Genomic DNA, 18,808 nt, shown 5'->3' with positions numbered 1-18,808 from the left:
GCATTTCCTATTTTTCGCAAAAACTAATTCCTGACTTACGTTTTAAAACTTTGCGCATTATGAGGTGGTGATAACAGACGGACTGAATAATAGAGTCGCTTTGTTTACATCTACGTGTTACAGACTCGCGCCGTAAGATGAGGGTCAATAGTAATTAGCAGTTATCAAAGTTTACAGAAACTGGATATACCTATATAAAATCAAAAAGGAGCTAGAGGCTCCTTTTTGGTGATTGTGTTGTTACCACATAATAGGAGTTTTGGTAGCTGTGTCTATAGCAAACTTCCTGAAAAGATCCCCTAGTGCTAAGTTGCGATACTGGTTTGAGGAAATTTGTGAAAAATCAAACCATTGCTCAGATGTGAATTGATTTATATGGGAGCAAGGTGGATAGCCGTTTTGAACCAAAAAAGTATTCATTTCTTCTTGCATTTTATCGATTTCAAACATGTTTTTTAAACCTAAAAAATTTTTGAATCATCATTATAGGTGAGCATTAGAACCCAAATTTTTTTTGTTCCACATAGTTTTTTTAGTCGTTTTTTGTGCTTTATGACTAAGATAGAAAAATATTTCACCTGTATTTGGCCCATTAACATTAGTGATGAAAGGTGAAAGTATATTGGCTAAATCAGCTTGGGTTGGTTCACTAGCTATGCCTTATGCTTATGAACAATTAATTGTTTAATTGAAAAAGCCTCTGCTAAAACAGGGTTTTTTTTATTAATGCCACTAAATGAAATAGGCTCAACCCAATAGATTGAGCCTTATTTTTCTGTACCTTATGTAAATTACCAATCAAAGCGTTCATATCTTGATTTTTCAGATTGCTCATCTGCTTTAGCTTGAACGTCGATACGTTTTAACCATTCATTCTCCTTATGATTAATCAAGGATATAAGTTCAGGATGTGATAACTCTAGTTTTGCTTTTAGAGCAGTGATAGAAGGAAGCCTTCTTTTCATTTCCTCTGACCAGCTCCCTGAAGCTGAACGTATGGTAAAAATATTTGTTTCAATAATTTTATTTAGTGTGTTTTCCTTTGTAGTACTAATATCTAGTAATCTAGTTGTTATATCTAACCATTTAATATCACCATTATTTTCGATGATAAATAATCTAGAGTTTTCAACCCATAGATCTAGTTTGTCTTGATCATTGTTAATCCAACGTAACACTTCATCTTCATTTGCATAAACAAGAATCTTTAAGAAATCAGGTTTCCATATTTCATCCATAAATTTTTTATCTTCTAAAAATATAGAAATAAATTCTGTTGTACACTTTTCCACACATAGCTTTAATAGTTTGAACATTTTGGAAGTTCTATGTAAGGAAATATATTCATCAGTATTAAAAATACTTTTAATGTCATTTAGGGTTTTGTTTTGGGTAGTTTGTTCTAGCGACAATAAATATTCTAGAGCATCTTCACTATGGTCATAGTTATTGTTGTCTTTAAATATTTCCTGAGCGTGATTAATTAGGATGTGTTGATATTTGTCAGCTAATTTTTTTTGAAAAAAACTTTCTTCTAAAATTTCATATTTAACCTGATTAATATCTCCAATATTAACTAATGCATCAAGTAAAATTTCATACTGAGTATTCGTTATTCTATTATGAAATTTACATGCAGATAATCTAGGGAAATTTAAAACTTCCATTTTTTTGCTTGTAATTAAACTTGAAAAGTATAAAAAATCATCGTCATTCTCACAAGTTTGTATTAGTAATAAACATACCATATATTTATAGTTTTCATGATTTATCATAAATTCAATTATATATTTAAAATCATTTATTGATTGCTTTTTATAACCTTTTAAAATTCCTACTAAGAAATCAGAAGAACGTAGTTTGTTTTCAATATTTAAAGATTTAATAGATTCTATGAATTGATTACTATCAGTAAATACTTGTGCTGAATTTTCACCTAATGTTATTAGGTGGTTGCTTTCTACCCAGCCACTACTTGCATTTATTAAAAGTTCTAGATTCTCTTTTAATAAATCAATATTTTGAAGATGATTAGAAATATAATCAATAAGATGATCATAGTTATCGAATTCTGGGATTTTTATTGAATCTTCTTCATCAGAATTTTTTGTCATTCTATATAAATCATAATCTGAAACTAAAATATAAGACTTTATTAGTTCGCTTATATTGGATTTATTTGGTCTTAAATTAAATTCTATTTTACCTAACTCTTCTAAAATCTTTGGAGCTTTACTTTTTAACTCTTCGGAATTCCATTTGATAATATTCAATATATTATTATGAGCTTCAACAAAAAAACTTCTTTTATTAAAAATTTCTAGATGCTTTTTTACTATTCCAGTTTCTTTACATGTCCAAATTATTTCCTTAAGATGATTTGCAAAAATTGTTCTTACTTTAGCTATCCCCCGAATATCTAATTCGTTCAGAAGTTCTAACAAAAAATCAACCCAAGATAGAATTTCCTCAGAGTTTTTAGGATGATACCCATAATCAGAAGACTTTCCACTTTCATTAGATTCTCTTATGAAATATCCATATTCATGAAAATTTAAAGCTGTGGAGATACAATCTAGTAAAATAGATTGATATTCTTCTTGTGATTTTAGTTCATTTAATATTTCTTTTTTCTGTTCTAAGTCAGCTAGAGTTTCAGATGTATATAATCTAAATAAAGAAGTAACTAAATCGCGAATTGAATTGTTTTTTTCATTTTCTTTTTCATCTTTAGCAAAATAAATTAATAATTTAAAAGCAGTTTTAAAATTATTTTTTTGATAGGCTAAAGATCGAATCAATCGAGATAACTCAACAAAGTGAGGGTTTTCTCTTGTTAAGAATTCTTTATCTAATGCGTGTTTCTGCTCAATTAAAGCTAGTAATTGATCTTCTGAAATTAAAGATAATAGTCGGACTTTCACTAAATCGTGACTATCATAGGTGCCATTTAAAATTTTTTCACCTAACCAGCCATCATTGCTAAGCCATAAATTAGCTAGTTCTTTTACTTTAGGTACATCATGTAAATAGCTTAAACGTTTAATAAAAGAAGTCTGAAGCCGAGCAGGCATTTTTTTTGCAAATTGATCAATTTGCTTTACTAATTTTGTCGAAATGAGTTCTTTAGCTAAATGGTTTGCTAAAGCATGAGGCAATATTGCTCTCCATTTTCCACGCTGTTGCACAATATCTTTCTTCTTAAGAGTTTCTATAGCCTCGATAGCAAACTCTGCATTTACTCTTGCTAATCCTGCTAAGAAATCTAATTCAGAGTTTTCTTCTTCGCTATCCTCGATATTAAACGAATAAACTAAAGCAAAATTTTCTGCAACTTTTAATAATTCTGTATTTACATGACCTTGCTGCCAGAACAATCTTTCAAAAAGTTCCTTGTCTGTTAGTAGGGCTAAGTTATCTGTTCTTTCAATATTCGATGCTATGGCTAAAGCCAAACGATAGTTCCCACCAGCAAACTCTGCAATTTTACGGCTGTTTAGGTTATTAATATGAGGATAATGACGCTCAATAACTTTTTGAACAATTTCTACACTAATCGGTTTTAATTTATAAACATCTGTTCTTTCTGGTAAGTCATCTTTTACATCATATTCAATCGTCATTAAAGCAATTTGTGAGTTTTGAACTTTTCTTGTTAGGTTGGCATGAGTATCTTGTCCACAATTATCTACAATTAAAATATAAGGTTTATTTTTCTGTATTAGTTCTTCAATAAAGTGTTCAGGCATAGGGTTTGGTGAGTCACCTAAATCACAGTACCAAACTTGCCGATGATCTAAACTATTTTCACCGATACGCTCATCAAATAATGCCTGTGCAAAACGAGTTTTGCCTACACCTGATAAACCAACTAATCGGACTGAAGAATTAGAGCTACTAAGCTTTTTACGAATTTCATTAATACCATCGACAACACTTAATTCATTATTCTCTTGGTGGTTTGGTGAAATTACTTTCACATTATCATCAATAAAGTATTCTGCTTCGATTTCGGCTTTCTTATTTGACCAATCACTAAAACGTTGCCAACCTTTTATTGACTCTTTTGAAAAGAAATATTTTGCAATATCATCATTTTCAACACAAACAAATTCTGAATCAAAAAAAGATGCTTCTCTCCAAACTAATTCAATATTTAATTCTTTAGCCTTAGAAACGATGTCTTTTAAGGCTTGGGGTTCCGTCATCTTTTTTTCTTTTTGTTTATATGCTTGAGCCCAAGATTTATTGGTATAAATTAAAATTTTAGTTATTTCTGGATAGTCTCTTTTTGCATTTTTAAGCATTTCTAAAAAATCTTTTTTATGATCTGAAAGAGAGGATAAATAGAACTTTGCCTGAAAACCAATAACTTCCTCATTAATTTGAATTGGATTTTTTTCAATCGCAGATTGATTGTTAAAGCCCAACCATCCTTTGGGGAGGTTGAATTCTCTGCAAAATAGTAAATAAGAAAACCATTCGAACATTTCTTCTTTATTAGTAAAATTCGCATTAAAAGTTTCCCAATCTGGTTTTATCATTTTTTATAACCTATTAAATATTTTAAGAAATTATATCTTTATCAAATTTATACGAGCTTACGCAAGATCTAAGTATTTTATTATTTGACTAATTTCAAATAAATGTTTTATTTAAATTTGAATTCTTGTGTATTCTTATAATTATTAATAGTACAACATAACTCTTGTTTATTAAATTCTATGATACCTATTTATCAATTCTTTTCTTCCAACCCTCTATAACGCCCCACTTAACAATAACTCCCTCATTATTTAGCCTTACTTTTCTAATGATTTAATTTAAAACAAATGGCATTTTGCGTGCTTGACTGCAAAAGGGTTGGGAACTATTCTTTGCCTGCTGGCCTACATTGCCAGACGGTCGTCGCGGACCGTGATGAAAGATCGCATCAGAGTTATTCCTTCTGAGGGATAGTCTTATGCGTGAACTCCTCGTCTCCTCCCGTTGCGGTAGGACGGGAGAGGGACACCTTCGGGTGTGCTGGTTATATCTTTCACCAGTCCGCGAACCCTTTCTCGTTCTGCCACCCTAATTTTAATGTCTGGCAGAACTCCCAATAAAAAGGAGTTGGCTTTGCACATCCATTATTTCTTGGCTATCAATGCCAAAAGCTATAACGACACAGCTTAAAAATTAAAGCAGCTTGATTGCCCTAAGGTTTTCAGGCTTAGAGTCATTTTTACTTAAAACTTAGCAACAACAAACTTGAGATGTGCCAAGCACAGTCTTTACGGCTTTGCTGTGCCTTTTTTTCTCCCAAAAGGGCACAGGCTTTTTATCTCATTTAGAAACAACAAGAATTTATAACGGAAAAATTATGCGAAATTTAGAAATCTCTTCCAAAAAACTACAGGTTATTCAAACCGCAATTCAACTCTTTACCACCCGTGGCTTTCACACCGTAGGTGTAGACCTGATTGCTAAACAATCCCAAATCACCAAATCTACGTTTTATAAATATTTTGGCTCAAAAGAACGCTTAGTCGAAATGTGCATCGCCTTTCAAAAAAGCCTGCTCAGAGAGAAAGTGCTCGCTATTATTTACTCAAGCCTTTATCGCACTTCAAAAGATAAACTCAAAGAAATTATTGTTTTACATACCAATTTAAACAGCCTCTATAACCTTTTACTTAAAGCCATTTTTGAAATAAAACTACTTCACCCGCAGGCTTACCGTATGGCGGTTGAATATCGAAAGTGGCTGTGCCATGAAATTTTCGATCTGATTTTTTGCGGAGAAATTCAAGAGCCACAATTCGATGCCAACATGGTGATAAACCTGATCGATGGTTTACTGCTACAGGTTTTAGGCTCGCAAGGTTTGGAGGAAAGAAATGTAGTGTTGGATTATTTTTTAAACTCTTTTGTTAGAAACTTTAGTCCATGATTGAGGGAAGCATAAGCCCTAATGATAAATAGCGATTAGATGAGCTTTGAGCATTGCAATATCAGACCAATAAGTTGACTTCAAATTGTGGCTTAAGTGGTCTGAGGTCAAGTTTTTTTAAAGAGACTTAAGCAATATGGTTTGCGTAACTTCAATCAAATACTGAAATATTTCGAATCAGCATATGAGTTGCCTACGTCAGTCATCGTCTCGTGCAAAAGTATGCTGAATATAAATAGAGGAGTCATTCATGGGTACGCGTTCAACCATTATGGATACCAATAGCTTTCGTCCAGAACATGCTGCTGAGCTGGATCATGCTACCCGCAAACTGACCGATAAAAGAAATAAAATTTTAGGTGAATCCTATCGCTTGTTTTATCGTAATCCCGTGCATCTGGTGAAAGGACAGGGACAATATTTATGGGATGCAGCAGGTCATCAATATCTGGATGTTTACAACAATGTTGCCAGCATTGGTCATTGTCATCCTGCGGTGATTGAAGCGGTAAATGAGCAAATGAAAATGCTCAATACGCATACGCGTTATTTACATGAAAATATTTTGGATTATACCGAAGAACTTCTACAAACCACTCCCGATGAAATTGACCGTGCCATGTATATGTGTACGGGCTCCGAAGCGAATGATTTAGCGATTCGTATTGCCCGTGAATATAGCGGCGGTACAGGAATCATTGTGTCTCAAGAGTCGTATCATGGAACCAGTAGCTTAACCTCAGGATGCTCTCCAGCACTTGGAACTGAGCAGCCTTTAGATGCGACAACTCGTCTAGTTCCGGCACCTGATTATTATCGAATTCAAACTGATGATTTGGGCACTTGGTTCGCACAGCAAATCCAGCAACAAATTGATGATATGAATGCAAAAGGTATTAAGTTTGCAGGTTTTTTAGCGGACTCAATATTCTCTTCTGACGGTGTAATGCCTAATCCTGTTGGGTTCTTACAAAAAGCGGTTGATGTCGTGCATGCCAATGGCGGTATCTTTATTGCTGATGAAGTACAACCGGGTTTTGCGCGCACTGGCGATTCTTTCTGGGGCTTTGGCCGTCACAATGTTGTGCCTGATATCATTACCACAGGTAAGCCAATGGGTAACGGAGTTCCAGTGTCAGGGCTTTTAGCCAAGAGTGAAGTCCTCGCTGCTTTTAGCGATAAAATTCCATATTTTAATACCTTTGGCGGTAATCCTGTTTCTATGGCAGCGGCACAGGCTGTACTTAAAGTCATTCAGGAAGAAGAGTTGCAAACCCATAGCAAATATGTGGGAGGGCTACTTCTCAAAGAACTCACTAAACTTATGGATAAACATGAGATGGTCGGTGATGTCCGTGGCGCTGGTCTGTTTATAGGGTTTGAACTGGTTAAAGATAGAGCGACAAAAGAGCCGAATAAAGCATTGGCTTTGAACCTTATTGAAGAGCTCAGAAATACTCATCGAGTTTTAACCTCGGTTGCAGGTCCTTATGGCAATGTATTAAAACTGCGCCCACCTTTGGCTTTCCAAATAAAAGATATCGATTGGTTAGTTGGAGCTTTGGATCAAGCCTTAACAAAATTAAAGTAAGTTGCTTAAATATAAAACATACCCTTCAAGTTGGATGTTAAATCTAATTTGAAGGGTATTTTGTTGTTCAATTATCTTATGTGTCTTTAGACGTTATCTCGAATTAGTTAAATAATAAAAAGGCCTTTATTCAAGGCCTGTATTTGCAAGGTTTTAGTGTCTTAATTGACGTGGAGTCACACCAAACCAGCGCTTAAATGCACGAGATAAAGCACTTACTTCTGAGTAACCTAGCAGGAATGCCATTTCTGAAATTGGAATATTTTTCTGCTTAATATAATGCTCGGCTAACTCACAACGGACCTGATCAACTAAATGGGTAAAGGTGAGTCCTTCATTTTTTAAACGGCGGGTAAGGGTGCAACTGGTTAAACCAATATCATGAGCAATTTTTTCAAGGTTGGGTTCACCTTCACTCAGTTCAAGTTGAATGTGAGAGCGAACCTGATCTGCAAGACTTTGACTTGGTGACGCGCGATTGAGTAGGTGCAGTGTATCTAAAATCACTGTTAACAAAATAGAATCGCGGCCCGGCATAGTATGCTGGACGTCTTTTTTTGAAATGATGATGGAGTTAAAAGGTTGATCAAAATAAACAGGCGCGTTAAATAATTTGCTGTGTTCTTGCCAGAATTCAGGTCGAGTATGCTCAAAGTGAATTGCGCGTGGTGAATAATGAGGACCCATTACTTCACGGATCACATTCATAAACATGCCCATGGTCAGTTCGGCATCTTGGCGTCGAGTTAAAATCGCGCCGTGTTGAACTTGATAATCTATGCGCCAGCTATCTCCTAAATCTACCATCCGATTAAGCGTATCTTTCTGATGCAAATAAAAATTATTGGTCATGTTCATGAGTGCAGACTCTAATGTATTTGAGCAAAGACCAATGTACCCAATAAGCCCTAATGATTTCGGTTGAAATTGTTGACCATAATGCAGACCAAAATTATCACAACCAGAAACCAGCGCTGCCTGTTCTAGCACCTTGCAATAATTGGGGAGTTGTAAGCTCAAAGTTGGGCTGATTAAAAGTTCAGGATTAATACCACTAATTCCTAAAACACGATCAACATCGGCACCTTTTTGACAAATAAACTCGCTTAATCCAGAGGCAGCCGCAGACAATACACCCTGATTACACATATTTGAATCGACGTGATGAGCAGGATTGAGATGTAACATGTCAAGTCTCATAATATTTATTCCTAACTATTATTATATTAAGCAAAAGCCATACCAGTTTTTGCTTACATCCATGATTTTGTGTGATTAAAAGTATTTATAAAATAATGGTTTATGTGTTGCTATTTTAAGTTTCAGGTTTGATTCTTTAAGAAAAGATCAATCATTGTATTTAAGGTTGGTTAGCGAACTAAAAGAAGGCAGAAAATGCATTAGAGATAGGCAAAAAGGGCGGAACTAAAACAAGAAATTAAGCGGCTTCTCATGCATACAACATGTATTGTAGGCATGAGAAAATAAGTGAAATATTAATTTTTTGTAGTTTTTGCCGTTTGCGCACCATAACTTAAACTGGCCATTGAAGGTCTAAATTGACCTGTATTGGCATCGCGGCCCTGTAGTAAAAATTTAGGATTGGTTTGCCCATAGCCCTGCACAGCCTGCTGAGAAAACTTTCCAATATCAGAGCTCGGACTGCGCAATCGATTGATAATTAGTACCTTCTGAGTCGCCGCAAAATCTTGCATCATATTTTGATCGCCTTCACTGTCACCTGCGATAAAAATTGGCCCGTAACCATATTTAGAGACTAAAAAACGCTGGATGGTTGCGGTTTTGCCTTTACCTTGAGTTTGCGCATAACCATGACGAAATTCAGGTAAAATTCGATTTTGTGCATCTCGTTCTAGCTCCATGGCGTAGGCATTTTTTTCATTAATGTTATAACCGATCTCTGGATTAGAAATAATTTCCTTAATCACATCAATAAAAGATGCCGAGCAGACATAGACATCAATGCCATTGTCCTGAAAGGCCTTAAATAGATTTTGCATTTCACGGTATGGTCTTAAACCATTTTCCCAAGTGGTTTTCACAACACCTGCTTGGCCCGAAAGTGCTGCGGGGGAAGTCCATGTCACAGGTCCAATCGGTTGCTGCATTTGCCAAGCCACCGTTGCTTTTACCAAATTACGGACTTGTTGTTCAGTAAGCCCAGTAAACAAATAAGTGACCCACGGATATGCAACTTCATGATCAAAGGTGTCTCCAATTGCCGCATATAGATATCTCATTTTAGTAATGAAATCGAGATAATGCGGATCTTGTTTAATTTGATCCAGACTTTGCTTACCTTTTAGACCGCTATAGTGGTGATAAAGCCATGTATAGCTGGCAATAATATCTGGGGCGATTTTATCAATATTGACGGCTTGACCTTGCTGGTTATTGTAGACCGCTTCAAAGTTTTGCGAGCTAATTCCTTTACGAATAATCTGATTAAGCTGCTCTGGCGTGACATTAAACGCTAAGTGTTCAAGCTGATAAATTAACGTTGCTTCTTCGATGTCTAAAAATACCGAGGTATTGTCAAAGTCAGTGACAATATACGGGCGTTTGTCAGGATTGTAGTTTGGGCTATCTTTTCCATAAGTAGCAATCAATTGATTAAGTTGGTCAAAGTTAAAAGCATCCCATTGACCTTTTTGTATATATTCCTTTTTGGTAATAGTGACTGCGGGAGATGTGTTTTGTACAGGGTTGTAGTTACATGCGCTTAGGGCAATCATGCTTGCCAGACTACTGGTGAGTAATAGTGCTTTGGCAACTTTGCTCAGTTGATGGGTAGCTTGCATAAACCCTTCCTTTAAATTCTATAAAATTTAAAAACTAAAAATTGAAAATGAAGAAAAGCGATCTAAATCACTTTTCAAAGTCCGACAGGCATTTGTCCGTTTAGATATTTTTTGCAGAGACGCACAGTTTCATTGGACCATTGATCGCCAAGACTTTGAGCCATTTCTGTTTGTGCGTGAGAACCATTCCAAGCCATCATTTGAATGCGGCGTTGCATGATAAAAGTCGGGATCATTTCATATTCTTCAGACTGAATATGACCTACGCGCTCGTAGCCCTTTAACCAGTAATCAACCCAATGAGGTGCATTTGCATAATGTTCATTGAAGCTAATTGCAGCGGCGAGATCATGCATAAACCAGCTCATTCCGCAGTCATCAAAGTCGATCACACCGATACGTTCTTGTTGTAGTAATAAATTGGTTAAACGCAAATCGGCATGAATCAGGCCATAGCGTTCCTGAGTTTTGCCAAAGAAATTTAAATCTTTCGAAATCTGTGCAATCGCTTCTTCAATTACGCCGTGATCTTGTGGTCTTAAATGAGGTGCATTTTTCCAGTTTCCCCAGTGACCATCTGCACCGACCATAGTTTCATGATTCCACACAATACGTTGAAAGTTTTCAGGCGCTTGCCATGTCTTACTATGTACGTGCAGCTTTGCGGTAATTTGTCCTAATTGTTCAAATGCAGTGGGGTCAACTTCAACAGTTGGCATGTCGCCCTCAACCCAGTTAAAAAGTACTGCATAACGATAAATATCATTCGATAGTTTTAAAGTAATTACGCGTTCACCCGATTGATCTGCAATCGCAACAGGAACTTGAATACCACTCGCATTTAAAGCATCTAACCATTCAAGCTCACTTTGTATATCCAGTTTGCTGTGATAGTTCGGACGGTGAATTCGAAGTGCATATCGGGCAGATCCAGTCGAAACTTGATAGGTTGCATTTTCAGACTGACACAGTAGTTTGACCTGTCCTTGATAGTCTGATGGATATTGCTTAATTGCTTGTTCTGCCAGTATTTGTAATTGAACTTGGCTTAAAAATTCATTTTGTTCTACAGACATAACCCATCTCCTCAATTTAATTTTTAAACACGTTTCGTGTTGAGATGCCGTCGATCTTATAAAAGAAAAAATGAATCAACTTGACTTCAAGTGGTCGGGGAGATGTTTTGCTGTCAAGTTTTATGAATATCTTTTGCGCAACTATTGGTGGTGTAAATTTAGTCGATAAGGCATACGACAATGAAAGAATCTGAATTAAGCGTAGATGTTGGTGCTTTACAACAGGACGCAGAGTATTTTGCAAAACGTCAGTTAAAAAAGGGGGCAGTAGGTTGGTTACTTTTAGTGGGGCTAGGTGTCTCTTACGTCATTTCGGGTGACTTTGCAGGTTGGAATTTTGGACTGGCACAAGGCGGCTGGGGTGGACTCTTTATTGCAACGGTCATTGTCGCGTTTATGTATCTCTGCATGAGCTTTGTGATGTCCGAGATGTCGACAATGTTACCTACCGCTGGCGGAGGCTATAGTTTTGCCCGTGTTGCATTTGGTCCTTTTGGTGGATACCTCACAGGGACTGCGATTTTAATTGAATATGCAATTGCACCTGCCGCCATTGCTGTATTTATCGGTTCATATTGCCAATCACTCTTTGGCATTGGCGGCTGGGCCGTTTATTTAATTTGCTATTTGGTTTTTATGGGCATTCATCTCAAAGGTGCAGGTGAAGCGCTTAAAATCATGTTTGGAATTACCGCCGTTGCTTGTATTGCACTGGTTGTATTTATTGTTGCGATGCTTCCACATTTTGACAGCGCACGTTTGTTTGATATTCCAGTCAGTTCTCATGCAGGTGCAAGTCAATTTTTACCATTTGGCTATATGGGAATATGGGCCGCAGTACCTTATGCCATCTGGTTTTTTCTTGCAGTTGAAGGGGTACCATTGGCTGCCGAAGAAGCAAAAGATCCAGTACGTTCGTTGCCACGCGGCTTGATTGGTTCAATGTTGATATTGGCATCGTTTGCACTTTTAATCTTATTTTTGGGAGCAGGCGCTGCGGGTTCAAATGCTTTAAAAAATTCAGGGGCACCTTTAGTTGATGCACTCATTGCGGTATATGGTCAGCACACATGGTTGGCAAGTTTTGTTAACTTTGTGGGTCTTGCTGGACTTGTCGCCAGTTTCTTCTCAATTATTTATGCCTATTCACGCCAGATTTTTGCATTGTCACGTGCGGGATATTTACCAAAAAACTTATCGCTTACCAATGAAAATAAAGCGCCATATTGGGCCATTATCATTCCGGGCATTATCGGCTTCTTACTTTCTTTAACAGGTGAGGGTGACTTACTCATTTTAATGGCTGTATTCGGTGCAACAATCTCTTATGTGTTAATGATGCTCTCACATATCAAGTTGCGTTTATCTCGTCCTGAATTACCACGTCCGTATAAAACCCCTGGAGGAATATGGACGTCTTGTATCGCTTTGATTCTTGCTGCTGTTGCTGTAGTTGCAGGTTTAATGGTGAATCCAAAAGTTTGGTTATTGGCCGCGCTGATTTATGTCGGATTTATACTCTATTACTTGTTATATAGCCGTCACCATTTGGTGAAAGGCACGCCTGAGCAAGAGTTCGCCATGATTGATGACTAATTTTAAGTGGGTTAAAAATAAAGAGGCTTCGGCCTCTTTTAAATTTTTATAAGTTATATCTGACTCATGGAATCAATTATTTTCGCCAGTAAAAAGATCACCTCTTCGGACTCTCTGTCAATGTGGGAACTTTTACATTTTTCGTTCCCATGCTTTATTTATCTCTATTCAAATGTTAATAGACTTAATAATAACCTCACGGTACGTAACTTATATGGCCCAGAAATAAATATTATATTAAGGCTTATCACTATTAGATCCAGAAATTCTGGGATTTTATTTACTCAGCTAATTTTGAACATAATTTCATCAAATTAAGTAATACTCTTTTTTATAGGATCAAACTTTTTTATAAATGCAGCTATATAATTTACACAGGATGAAGAATGAATAATTTGAATTTTAAAACTCTAAAGAAGTACTGGCTGCGATTCGTGGGTATTGTTGTAATCGCAGGCGCTTTAGTATTGGCATTTGCTTGGACCGCTGGTCTATTTGGACATCGAACAACATCCAAAACTTTTTTGGGTGACACAATAAACAACTTTGATCCCGGATATCGACGTGCACACGGTAAAGGTATTTGTTTTGATGGCACTTACCATAGTAATGGTGCAGCAGAAGCACTCTCTAAAGCCACTGTGTTTGCCAAGTCTGATATACCAGCAATTGGCCGATTTTCTATTGGAAGCGGTAATCCGCATGCTGCAGATAATTCTACCGCAACAGTGAGTATGGCTTTATTACTTTCTCCAGCCGATCATTCGCAGTGGCGCATGAAATTAAACAACTTTCCCTATTTCCCTACGCGAAATGCCGAAGGTTTTTTGGCGCAGCAAAAAGCATTTAAACCGGTCCCGTCTACTGGTAAACCTGATCCAGCCCTTGTTGAGGCTTTCTTAAAAGAATATCCCGAAGCGCGTAAGTCTATTGAGCAAAAGGCCAAGATGCCATTAACCGGTAGTTTTAGCGGTGCAGAATTTTATGTTGTAAATGCCTTTATATTGCGAGCGGCCAATGGACAAGAACAGCCAGTCCGTTGGTCTATGCGTCCTCATTCAAAATTTATTAGTCTGACCAAAGAACAACGTGATCAAGCTGATCATGATTTCTTATTTAAAGACATCAAAAAACGTTTGGCTGAAGGGCCGCTCTATTGGGACTTAGTTTTGCAACTTGCCGAGCCAGGAGACCCGGTGAATGACCCATCTCAGCCTTGGCCAAAAGACCGTAAAGAAGTTATAGCCGGAACATTAGAAGTCAAAAATGTGACTGATCAGGTAAATGGCGCATGTCGCGATATTAACTTTGACCCAACTTTGGTGCCACTCGGAATTGAGTTATCAGATGATCCCGTACTCGCAGCACGAGCGGCGATCTATTCACAGTCTTACAATGCTCGATTACGTGAAATTGGATTTGGCAAAGCAACCGATGCCGTGGGCAAATAGGAGAGCTGAACAATGCAAAATAAATCTAACGATAATGCTCCACGTCATTTTAATTTAACTGCTCGAATACTGCATTGGCTTATGGCAGTAGCAATTTTAGCTATGCTATTTATTGGGGTAGGAATGACCACCTCAATGACTTGGCGTCCGTGGTTAATCGATATTCACCGTCCTTTAGGAATCGCAATCTTACTATTGGTGATCATCAGATTAATAAATCGACTTTATTACCCAATTCCACCATTGCCGCCGACTGTACCGCGCTGGCAGGCGTTTATTGCTCATGCATCACATTGGCTGCTTTATATTTTGATGTTTAGTTTGCCATTGCTCGGATGGGCAACGCTATCGGCAGGTAATTGGCCTGTCACTTTATTTCCGGGTTGGGACCTTCCGCCTATAGCACCCTCCAACTCGACACTTTACGCTTGGTTCCGTACATTACATGGAATTTTGGCTTGGCTATTATTTGCTGTCGTTATTGGTCATCTTTCTGCTGCGTTATTACATGCATGGATTTATCGCGATGGTGTATTTTCGAGTATGGCTTTGGGGCCGTCTTCTAAAAAAGAGGACGCTGACTAGTTTGCTTGAAGTTTTTCGATTGAAGGATGAGTTAATACTGAGGTTTTTATAGAGTTTATTTAAAACATATAAATAAGCTGCCCGATATAACAACTTAAAATAGAATTGATTTCTCAAGTTTAGAAATCAATTCAGCTATTTAGATACCTTCAAAAAAATTCATCATGACATCACAGCATTCTTAGCGTTTACTTTTACCAATCCGACAGATCGTGAGGAGAGGGCTGGGAAGATGATAGAGTGCTTAAGGGTTGATCTTGCCACGTCGTGCATCGACGACATAATTGCCATCCACACAATTAATTGATATCAGATTATCACTCTCATCTACATAGTCAGCATTCAAAACTGAACTACATGGATGTTGTTGTAGTCTCAGCGCACTAGCCACAACCTCTAATATTTCGGTCTGAGTTGCAGCACGCTCGGTGGGCATCTTTGGCATTTCAGCTATTTGATTGGCATTAAAATAAACATTTTGCGTAAAACCGAGTAATTGGCCAAGTAAGGCTTGAGACAATTCTTGTTGGGGCTGCGCATTAACATTGCTCATCAGCATTGCTGAAACAAACCCAAATAGGCAAATGCGTGATTTCATTTACCTTTAACCTCACCTGTTAGAGGCAACACTTGATAGCTTTCCCCGCCAGCACACTTCACAGATATTTTTGAACCATTGGCATCTAGCGCACGAGCGTCAACCACACTATTGCAGTTTTTACCACGAACTCGAACACCAGCCGCCACACCATTATAAAGTTCAGCTTTCGTCAACGGATGTCCTTTAGGAAATTGAGGCATATCCGCTGCTTTTTTTATACCTACAAATGCATTGTATACAAAAGCTCTTAAGCCCAAGTGAGTTGCATCCATAGGGGCTTCCTCGGCGTGAGCAGCAGAGACCAATAACAAACCTGTAAGCAATGCGATAACGTTATATTTCATATAAGTAATTCTTGTAAAGTGAGTCGAGCGAATACTCACATAAACGCTTTTTATAGTCAAGAAAGTTGAACTTCACTTTATTGATTTTCTTCTAATAAAAGAATAACTTAAAAGTTATCTTAAGTGCGCTGCATAGTGAAGAGGTACGGTTGAAAATTTGATTGAAAAGACTAGCCTTATTAAAGCTTAATTCCTCATGTTAAGGCCTTATTTATTTTAAGCTTGTTTGTTCAGTTCAGACGGTAAATGCTGTGCTAAATAATCAATTGCAAGACGGGTTTTTAGTGGCATAAACGGTAACGCAGGCCATACCAAATGAATCGGAAAAGCAATGCTCGACATGGTTTCTAATACTTGTACGAGCGTACCGTCCTGTAATTCATTTTGAATGAGCCAATCGGGTAGCCAAGCGATACCTGCTCCAGCAAGCGCTGCATTTTTAATGGCTTGTAAGTCATTTAAAAGAAGTTTTGCTTTGGGCTTAATAAATAAAGGCTCGCTATTTTCCTTTTGAAGTTGCCACTTTTTTATTTGACCAAAATGCGGATCGGCAATTGTGGTGTGGATGTCTAAGTCTTCAATATGTTCTAGGGGAACTGCTTCATTTTCATTTAAATAGTTAGGCGAGGCACAAAGTAGCATTCGATGCTCACCAATCGGTTTGGCAACGAGCTGAGTTGTATCAGGCAATGTTCCGATTCTTATACATAAATCAAAACCTTCTTCGACCAAGTCTACAGTTCGATCATTAAATGAAATTTCTAGCTGTAAGTCCGTATGCTGCTGAGCAAATTTAACTATGAGCGGGGCAGCAAAGACTTGTCCGAATAGCACTGGCACAGACATTCGCAAACGGCCTGTTGCGTTAATTTTCCCTTGGTCTAACAAAGCTGCCGCATTTTGTATTTCACTCAATGCTCTGCGGCTATGTTCATAAAACAAAGCACCTTCATCAGTCATGCTAAGCGAACGTGTTGTTCTTTTAAATAGAGCCACACCAAGTTGTTCTTCAAGCCGAGCAATATTTTTACTTATGGCTGAGCGAGTTAAATGCAATTGTTCGGCAGCTTTTACAAAACTTCCAGCTTCAACCACAGTCACAAATATAGAAATTGCACTTAGCTCATGTTGCATGATTGTTGCCTAAAAGGAACCAATGATAAGAAATAATATCACCACTGTTGAATTTATTGTGGAGTTAATATGGCTTCATTGAAAACGTGGAGATGGTCATGGCTAAAATATTGGTATTAAAATCCAGCATTATGGGTGAGGGTTCACAAACCAATCGCTTAATTGATGTAATGCTTGAACACCGTAAAGACCAAGGTTTGCAAGATGACATTACCATACGCAATTTAGCTGAAATGAACCTGCCTGTATTAGATCTGGAAATTTTTCAGGCGCTTCGTGGGGCTGAAAATAACAATCAAGACATTCAACGAATCGTTGCTTTATCTGATGAATTAATTGCTGAATTAAAAAGTGCTGATTTACTCGTGATTGGCGCGCCCATGTACAATTTAAATGTACCGACTCAGCTCAAAAACTGGTTTGACTTAGTGGCACGAGCAAGACAAACATTCCGCTATACCGAAACTTACCCTCAAGGTTTGGTTGATGGCGTAAAAGCCGTGGTGGTAAGTAGTCGGGGCGGTATTCATGTCGGCCAAGAAACTGAGGCAGTCACGCCTTATCTCAAAGCAGTGTTAGGGCTAATGGGCATTCATGAGGTTGAATTTATCTATGCAGAAGGTCTAGATATGCAAGCTTATCGCAGCAATGCAATAGACCTCGCAAACCAGCGAGTTAAAGAATTCGCTATTTAAAAATCATGAGCAGAAACTCTTGTACCTCTAATTGATAACAAGAGTTTCTAAGTCTATTTAAATCACATTTCTAAGTTCATTTGCCGTGTTGCGCAGTAATGGCAATATTTGCTGAACCAAATAATCTTCTTGTACACGGTTGGTCTGAGACATGCAGTTAAGTGCTGCAATGGCTTGACCTTGTGCATTAAAAACGGGCACGGCAATCGCAATCACACCAAGCTCATGTTCTTCTTTAGAAAGACAATAATCCGATAACGAAATGCCCTTAAGCACTTCAGAAAACTTTGACTCATCTACAATGGTAAAAGGCGTTAAGCGTTTTAAACCATAAGTTTTGACCCATGCGTGCTGAGCTTCTTCAGACAGTGCTGCTAACAATACTTTACCTGTGGACGTGGCATGGGCAGGGAGTCGGTTTCCTAAATGCATGCCATAAGGGCTAACGCGTAAATTATCTTGTTGTGGTAAATAACTACGGGCAATCGGCACGACTTCGTTATCGTCTAACACCACAATTGAAAAAGTCAGGGATGTCTGCGCGCACAAAAGATTTAAAAAGGATTGAGCAACTTTAGGCAGGTGGGCAGAGCTTAAATAAGAACTCGAAAAGCGCAGCACGCGATGAGTGAGCCAAAAGTAATGTTCATCGGTTTCTAAATAGCCTAAGTATTTTAAAGTCTTCAGATAACGCCTTGCCGCGGTACGACTAATACCGGTTCGCTCGGCCACTTGAGTCACATTGAGCCGTTGCCGATCTGTTCCAAAAGCTTCTAGTAAAGCCAAGCCTTTTGCTAACCCTGCAATGTAATCATCTTGACGTATTTTCTCATGCGAGTTCGGGTGCTCTAGAAAAGCATCGAGAGAAGGCATCCTTTCATTCCTGTGATTTTATTGTTTCTGTCCGCTATTCGGACAAACTAAATGATAAACGGTTATTTTCGTCTTGGATACATAGTGAACAAAACTTAAAGCCAGTAA

At 37.6% G+C, this 18,808-nt stretch carries 15 protein-coding genes and 1 pseudogene; 7 read left to right on the top strand and 9 right to left on the bottom strand.

From position 1 onward, the window contains the following. Positions 1-49: 49 nt before the first annotated feature. Positions 50-136 (top strand): annotated as a pseudogene (locus tag AC1PJ9_RS16740) (PaaI family thioesterase); the annotation flags it as partial. Positions 137-240: 104 nt separating this feature from the next. Here AC1PJ9_RS16740 and AC1PJ9_RS16735 read toward each other — a convergent pair. After that, positions 241-450 (bottom strand): hypothetical protein, encoded by a 210-nt coding sequence (locus tag AC1PJ9_RS16735; RefSeq protein ID WP_311087868.1) that lies wholly within the window; start codon positions 448-450, stop codon positions 241-243. Positions 451-791: 341 nt separating this feature from the next. Continuing rightward, positions 792-4,544: a hypothetical protein gene (locus tag AC1PJ9_RS16730; protein WP_311087867.1), complete on the bottom strand. Its 3,753-nt coding sequence runs from the start codon at positions 4,542-4,544 to the stop codon at positions 792-794. A gap of 818 nt (positions 4,545-5,362) precedes the next feature. Between AC1PJ9_RS16730 and AC1PJ9_RS16725 the strand changes: the two genes are divergently transcribed. Together AC1PJ9_RS16725 and AC1PJ9_RS16720 are read left to right on the top strand one after the other, a co-directional pair. Then, positions 5,363-5,932: a TetR/AcrR family transcriptional regulator gene (locus AC1PJ9_RS16725; protein ID WP_311087866.1), complete on the top strand. Its 570-nt coding sequence runs from the start codon at positions 5,363-5,365 to the stop codon at positions 5,930-5,932. Positions 5,933-6,182: 250 nt separating this feature from the next. Continuing rightward, positions 6,183-7,523: an aspartate aminotransferase family protein gene (locus tag AC1PJ9_RS16720; protein WP_002157177.1), complete on the top strand. Its 1,341-nt coding sequence runs from the start codon at positions 6,183-6,185 to the stop codon at positions 7,521-7,523. A 153-nt stretch (positions 7,524-7,676) separates the two neighbouring features. Here the strand turns inward: AC1PJ9_RS16720 and qhpR are convergent, their stop codons facing one another. From qhpR to AC1PJ9_RS16705, 3 genes are all read right to left on the bottom strand, one after another. Then, positions 7,677-8,711, bottom strand: a complete 1,035-nt coding sequence (gene qhpR / locus AC1PJ9_RS16715) for an AraC-like transcriptional regulator QhpR (protein ID WP_000902934.1) — start codon at positions 8,709-8,711, stop codon at positions 7,677-7,679. Between the two features lie 308 nt (positions 8,712-9,019). Then, complete coding sequence (locus AC1PJ9_RS16710; protein ID WP_311087865.1) at positions 9,020-10,345, bottom strand: HAD family hydrolase; 1,326 nt, start codon at positions 10,343-10,345, stop codon at positions 9,020-9,022. A 74-nt stretch (positions 10,346-10,419) separates the two neighbouring features. Next, complete coding sequence (locus AC1PJ9_RS16705; protein ID WP_311087864.1) at positions 10,420-11,421, bottom strand: phosphotransferase enzyme family protein; 1,002 nt, start codon at positions 11,419-11,421, stop codon at positions 10,420-10,422. Positions 11,422-11,601: 180 nt separating this feature from the next. On the opposite strand from AC1PJ9_RS16705, the gene eat reads away from it, so the two are divergent. The 3 genes from eat (at position 11,602) to AC1PJ9_RS16690 (ending at position 15,053) form a co-directional block, all read left to right on the top strand. Further along, positions 11,602-13,017 (top strand): ethanolamine permease, encoded by a 1,416-nt coding sequence (eat, locus tag AC1PJ9_RS16700; RefSeq protein WP_174743854.1) that lies wholly within the window; start codon positions 11,602-11,604, stop codon positions 13,015-13,017. Positions 13,018-13,403: 386 nt separating this feature from the next. Then, entirely contained in the window at positions 13,404-14,468 is a 1,065-nt protein-coding gene (locus tag AC1PJ9_RS16695) for a catalase family peroxidase (RefSeq protein ID WP_311087863.1), read from the top strand. A gap of 12 nt (positions 14,469-14,480) precedes the next feature. Beyond that, positions 14,481-15,053 carry a cytochrome b gene (locus tag AC1PJ9_RS16690; RefSeq protein ID WP_311087862.1) on the top strand — a complete coding sequence of 191 codons (573 nt, stop codon included), beginning with the start codon at positions 14,481-14,483 and terminating at the stop codon, positions 15,051-15,053. 244 nt (positions 15,054-15,297) lie between these two features. Here AC1PJ9_RS16690 and AC1PJ9_RS16685 read toward each other — a convergent pair whose 3' ends face one another. From AC1PJ9_RS16685 to AC1PJ9_RS16675, 3 genes are all read right to left on the bottom strand, one after another. Next, entirely contained in the window at positions 15,298-15,651 is a 354-nt protein-coding gene (locus tag AC1PJ9_RS16685; protein ID WP_311087861.1) for a hypothetical protein, read from the bottom strand. Beyond that, positions 15,648-15,998 (bottom strand): hypothetical protein, encoded by a 351-nt coding sequence (locus AC1PJ9_RS16680; RefSeq protein WP_200028844.1) that lies wholly within the window; start codon positions 15,996-15,998, stop codon positions 15,648-15,650. The genes AC1PJ9_RS16685 and AC1PJ9_RS16680 overlap by 4 nt, the downstream gene beginning before the upstream one ends. A gap of 216 nt (positions 15,999-16,214) precedes the next feature. Next, a complete protein-coding gene (locus tag AC1PJ9_RS16675; protein ID WP_311087860.1) occupies positions 16,215-17,132 on the bottom strand; it encodes a LysR family transcriptional regulator in 918 nt (305 codons plus the stop codon). 98 nt (positions 17,133-17,230) lie between these two features. Between AC1PJ9_RS16675 and AC1PJ9_RS16670 the strand changes: the two genes are divergently transcribed. Continuing rightward, the gene (locus AC1PJ9_RS16670; RefSeq protein WP_311087859.1) at positions 17,231-17,827 is read left to right on the top strand and encodes an NAD(P)H-dependent oxidoreductase; all 597 of its coding nucleotides are present in this window, start codon (positions 17,231-17,233) and stop codon (positions 17,825-17,827) included. Positions 17,828-17,884: 57 nt separating this feature from the next. Here the strand turns inward: AC1PJ9_RS16670 and pobR are convergent, their stop codons facing one another. Continuing rightward, a complete protein-coding gene (pobR, locus tag AC1PJ9_RS16665; RefSeq protein ID WP_311087858.1) occupies positions 17,885-18,700 on the bottom strand; it encodes an IclR family transcriptional regulator PobR in 816 nt (271 codons plus the stop codon). Positions 18,701-18,808 lie beyond the last annotated feature (108 nt).

The organism is Acinetobacter sp. 70_2, from assembly GCF_056736115.1.
Note: the sequence above shows the minus strand (reverse complement) of the source record. Positions and strands in the feature narration are given on the sequence as shown.

Excerpts from the sequence above, each read along its gene's own strand:
- AC1PJ9_RS16725 (WP_311087866.1), top strand. The coding sequence starts at position 5,363 with ATGCGAAATTTAGAAATCTCTTCCAAAAAACTACAGGTTATTCAAACC.
- AC1PJ9_RS16680 (WP_200028844.1), bottom strand. The coding sequence starts at position 15,998 with ATGAAATATAACGTTATCGCATTGCTTACAGGTTTGTTATTGGTCTCT.
- eat (WP_174743854.1), top strand. The coding sequence starts at position 11,602 with ATGAAAGAATCTGAATTAAGCGTAGATGTTGGTGCTTTACAACAGGAC.
- AC1PJ9_RS16685 (WP_311087861.1), bottom strand. The coding sequence starts at position 15,651 with ATGAAATCACGCATTTGCCTATTTGGGTTTGTTTCAGCAATGCTGATG.
- AC1PJ9_RS16720 (WP_002157177.1), top strand. The coding sequence starts at position 6,183 with ATGGGTACGCGTTCAACCATTATGGATACCAATAGCTTTCGTCCAGAA.
- AC1PJ9_RS16670 (WP_311087859.1), top strand. The coding sequence starts at position 17,231 with ATGGCTAAAATATTGGTATTAAAATCCAGCATTATGGGTGAGGGTTCA.
- AC1PJ9_RS16675 (WP_311087860.1), bottom strand. The coding sequence starts at position 17,132 with ATGCAACATGAGCTAAGTGCAATTTCTATATTTGTGACTGTGGTTGAA.
- pobR (WP_311087858.1), bottom strand. The coding sequence starts at position 18,700 with ATGCCTTCTCTCGATGCTTTTCTAGAGCACCCGAACTCGCATGAGAAA.
- AC1PJ9_RS16735 (WP_311087868.1), bottom strand. The coding sequence starts at position 450 with ATGTTTGAAATCGATAAAATGCAAGAAGAAATGAATACTTTTTTGGTT.
- AC1PJ9_RS16690 (WP_311087862.1), top strand. The coding sequence starts at position 14,481 with ATGCAAAATAAATCTAACGATAATGCTCCACGTCATTTTAATTTAACT.
- AC1PJ9_RS16705 (WP_311087864.1), bottom strand. The coding sequence starts at position 11,421 with ATGTCTGTAGAACAAAATGAATTTTTAAGCCAAGTTCAATTACAAATA.
- AC1PJ9_RS16710 (WP_311087865.1), bottom strand. The coding sequence starts at position 10,345 with ATGCAAGCTACCCATCAACTGAGCAAAGTTGCCAAAGCACTATTACTC.
- AC1PJ9_RS16695 (WP_311087863.1), top strand. The coding sequence starts at position 13,404 with ATGAATAATTTGAATTTTAAAACTCTAAAGAAGTACTGGCTGCGATTC.
- AC1PJ9_RS16730 (WP_311087867.1), bottom strand. The coding sequence starts at position 4,544 with ATGATAAAACCAGATTGGGAAACTTTTAATGCGAATTTTACTAATAAA.
- qhpR (WP_000902934.1), bottom strand. The coding sequence starts at position 8,711 with ATGTTACATCTCAATCCTGCTCATCACGTCGATTCAAATATGTGTAAT.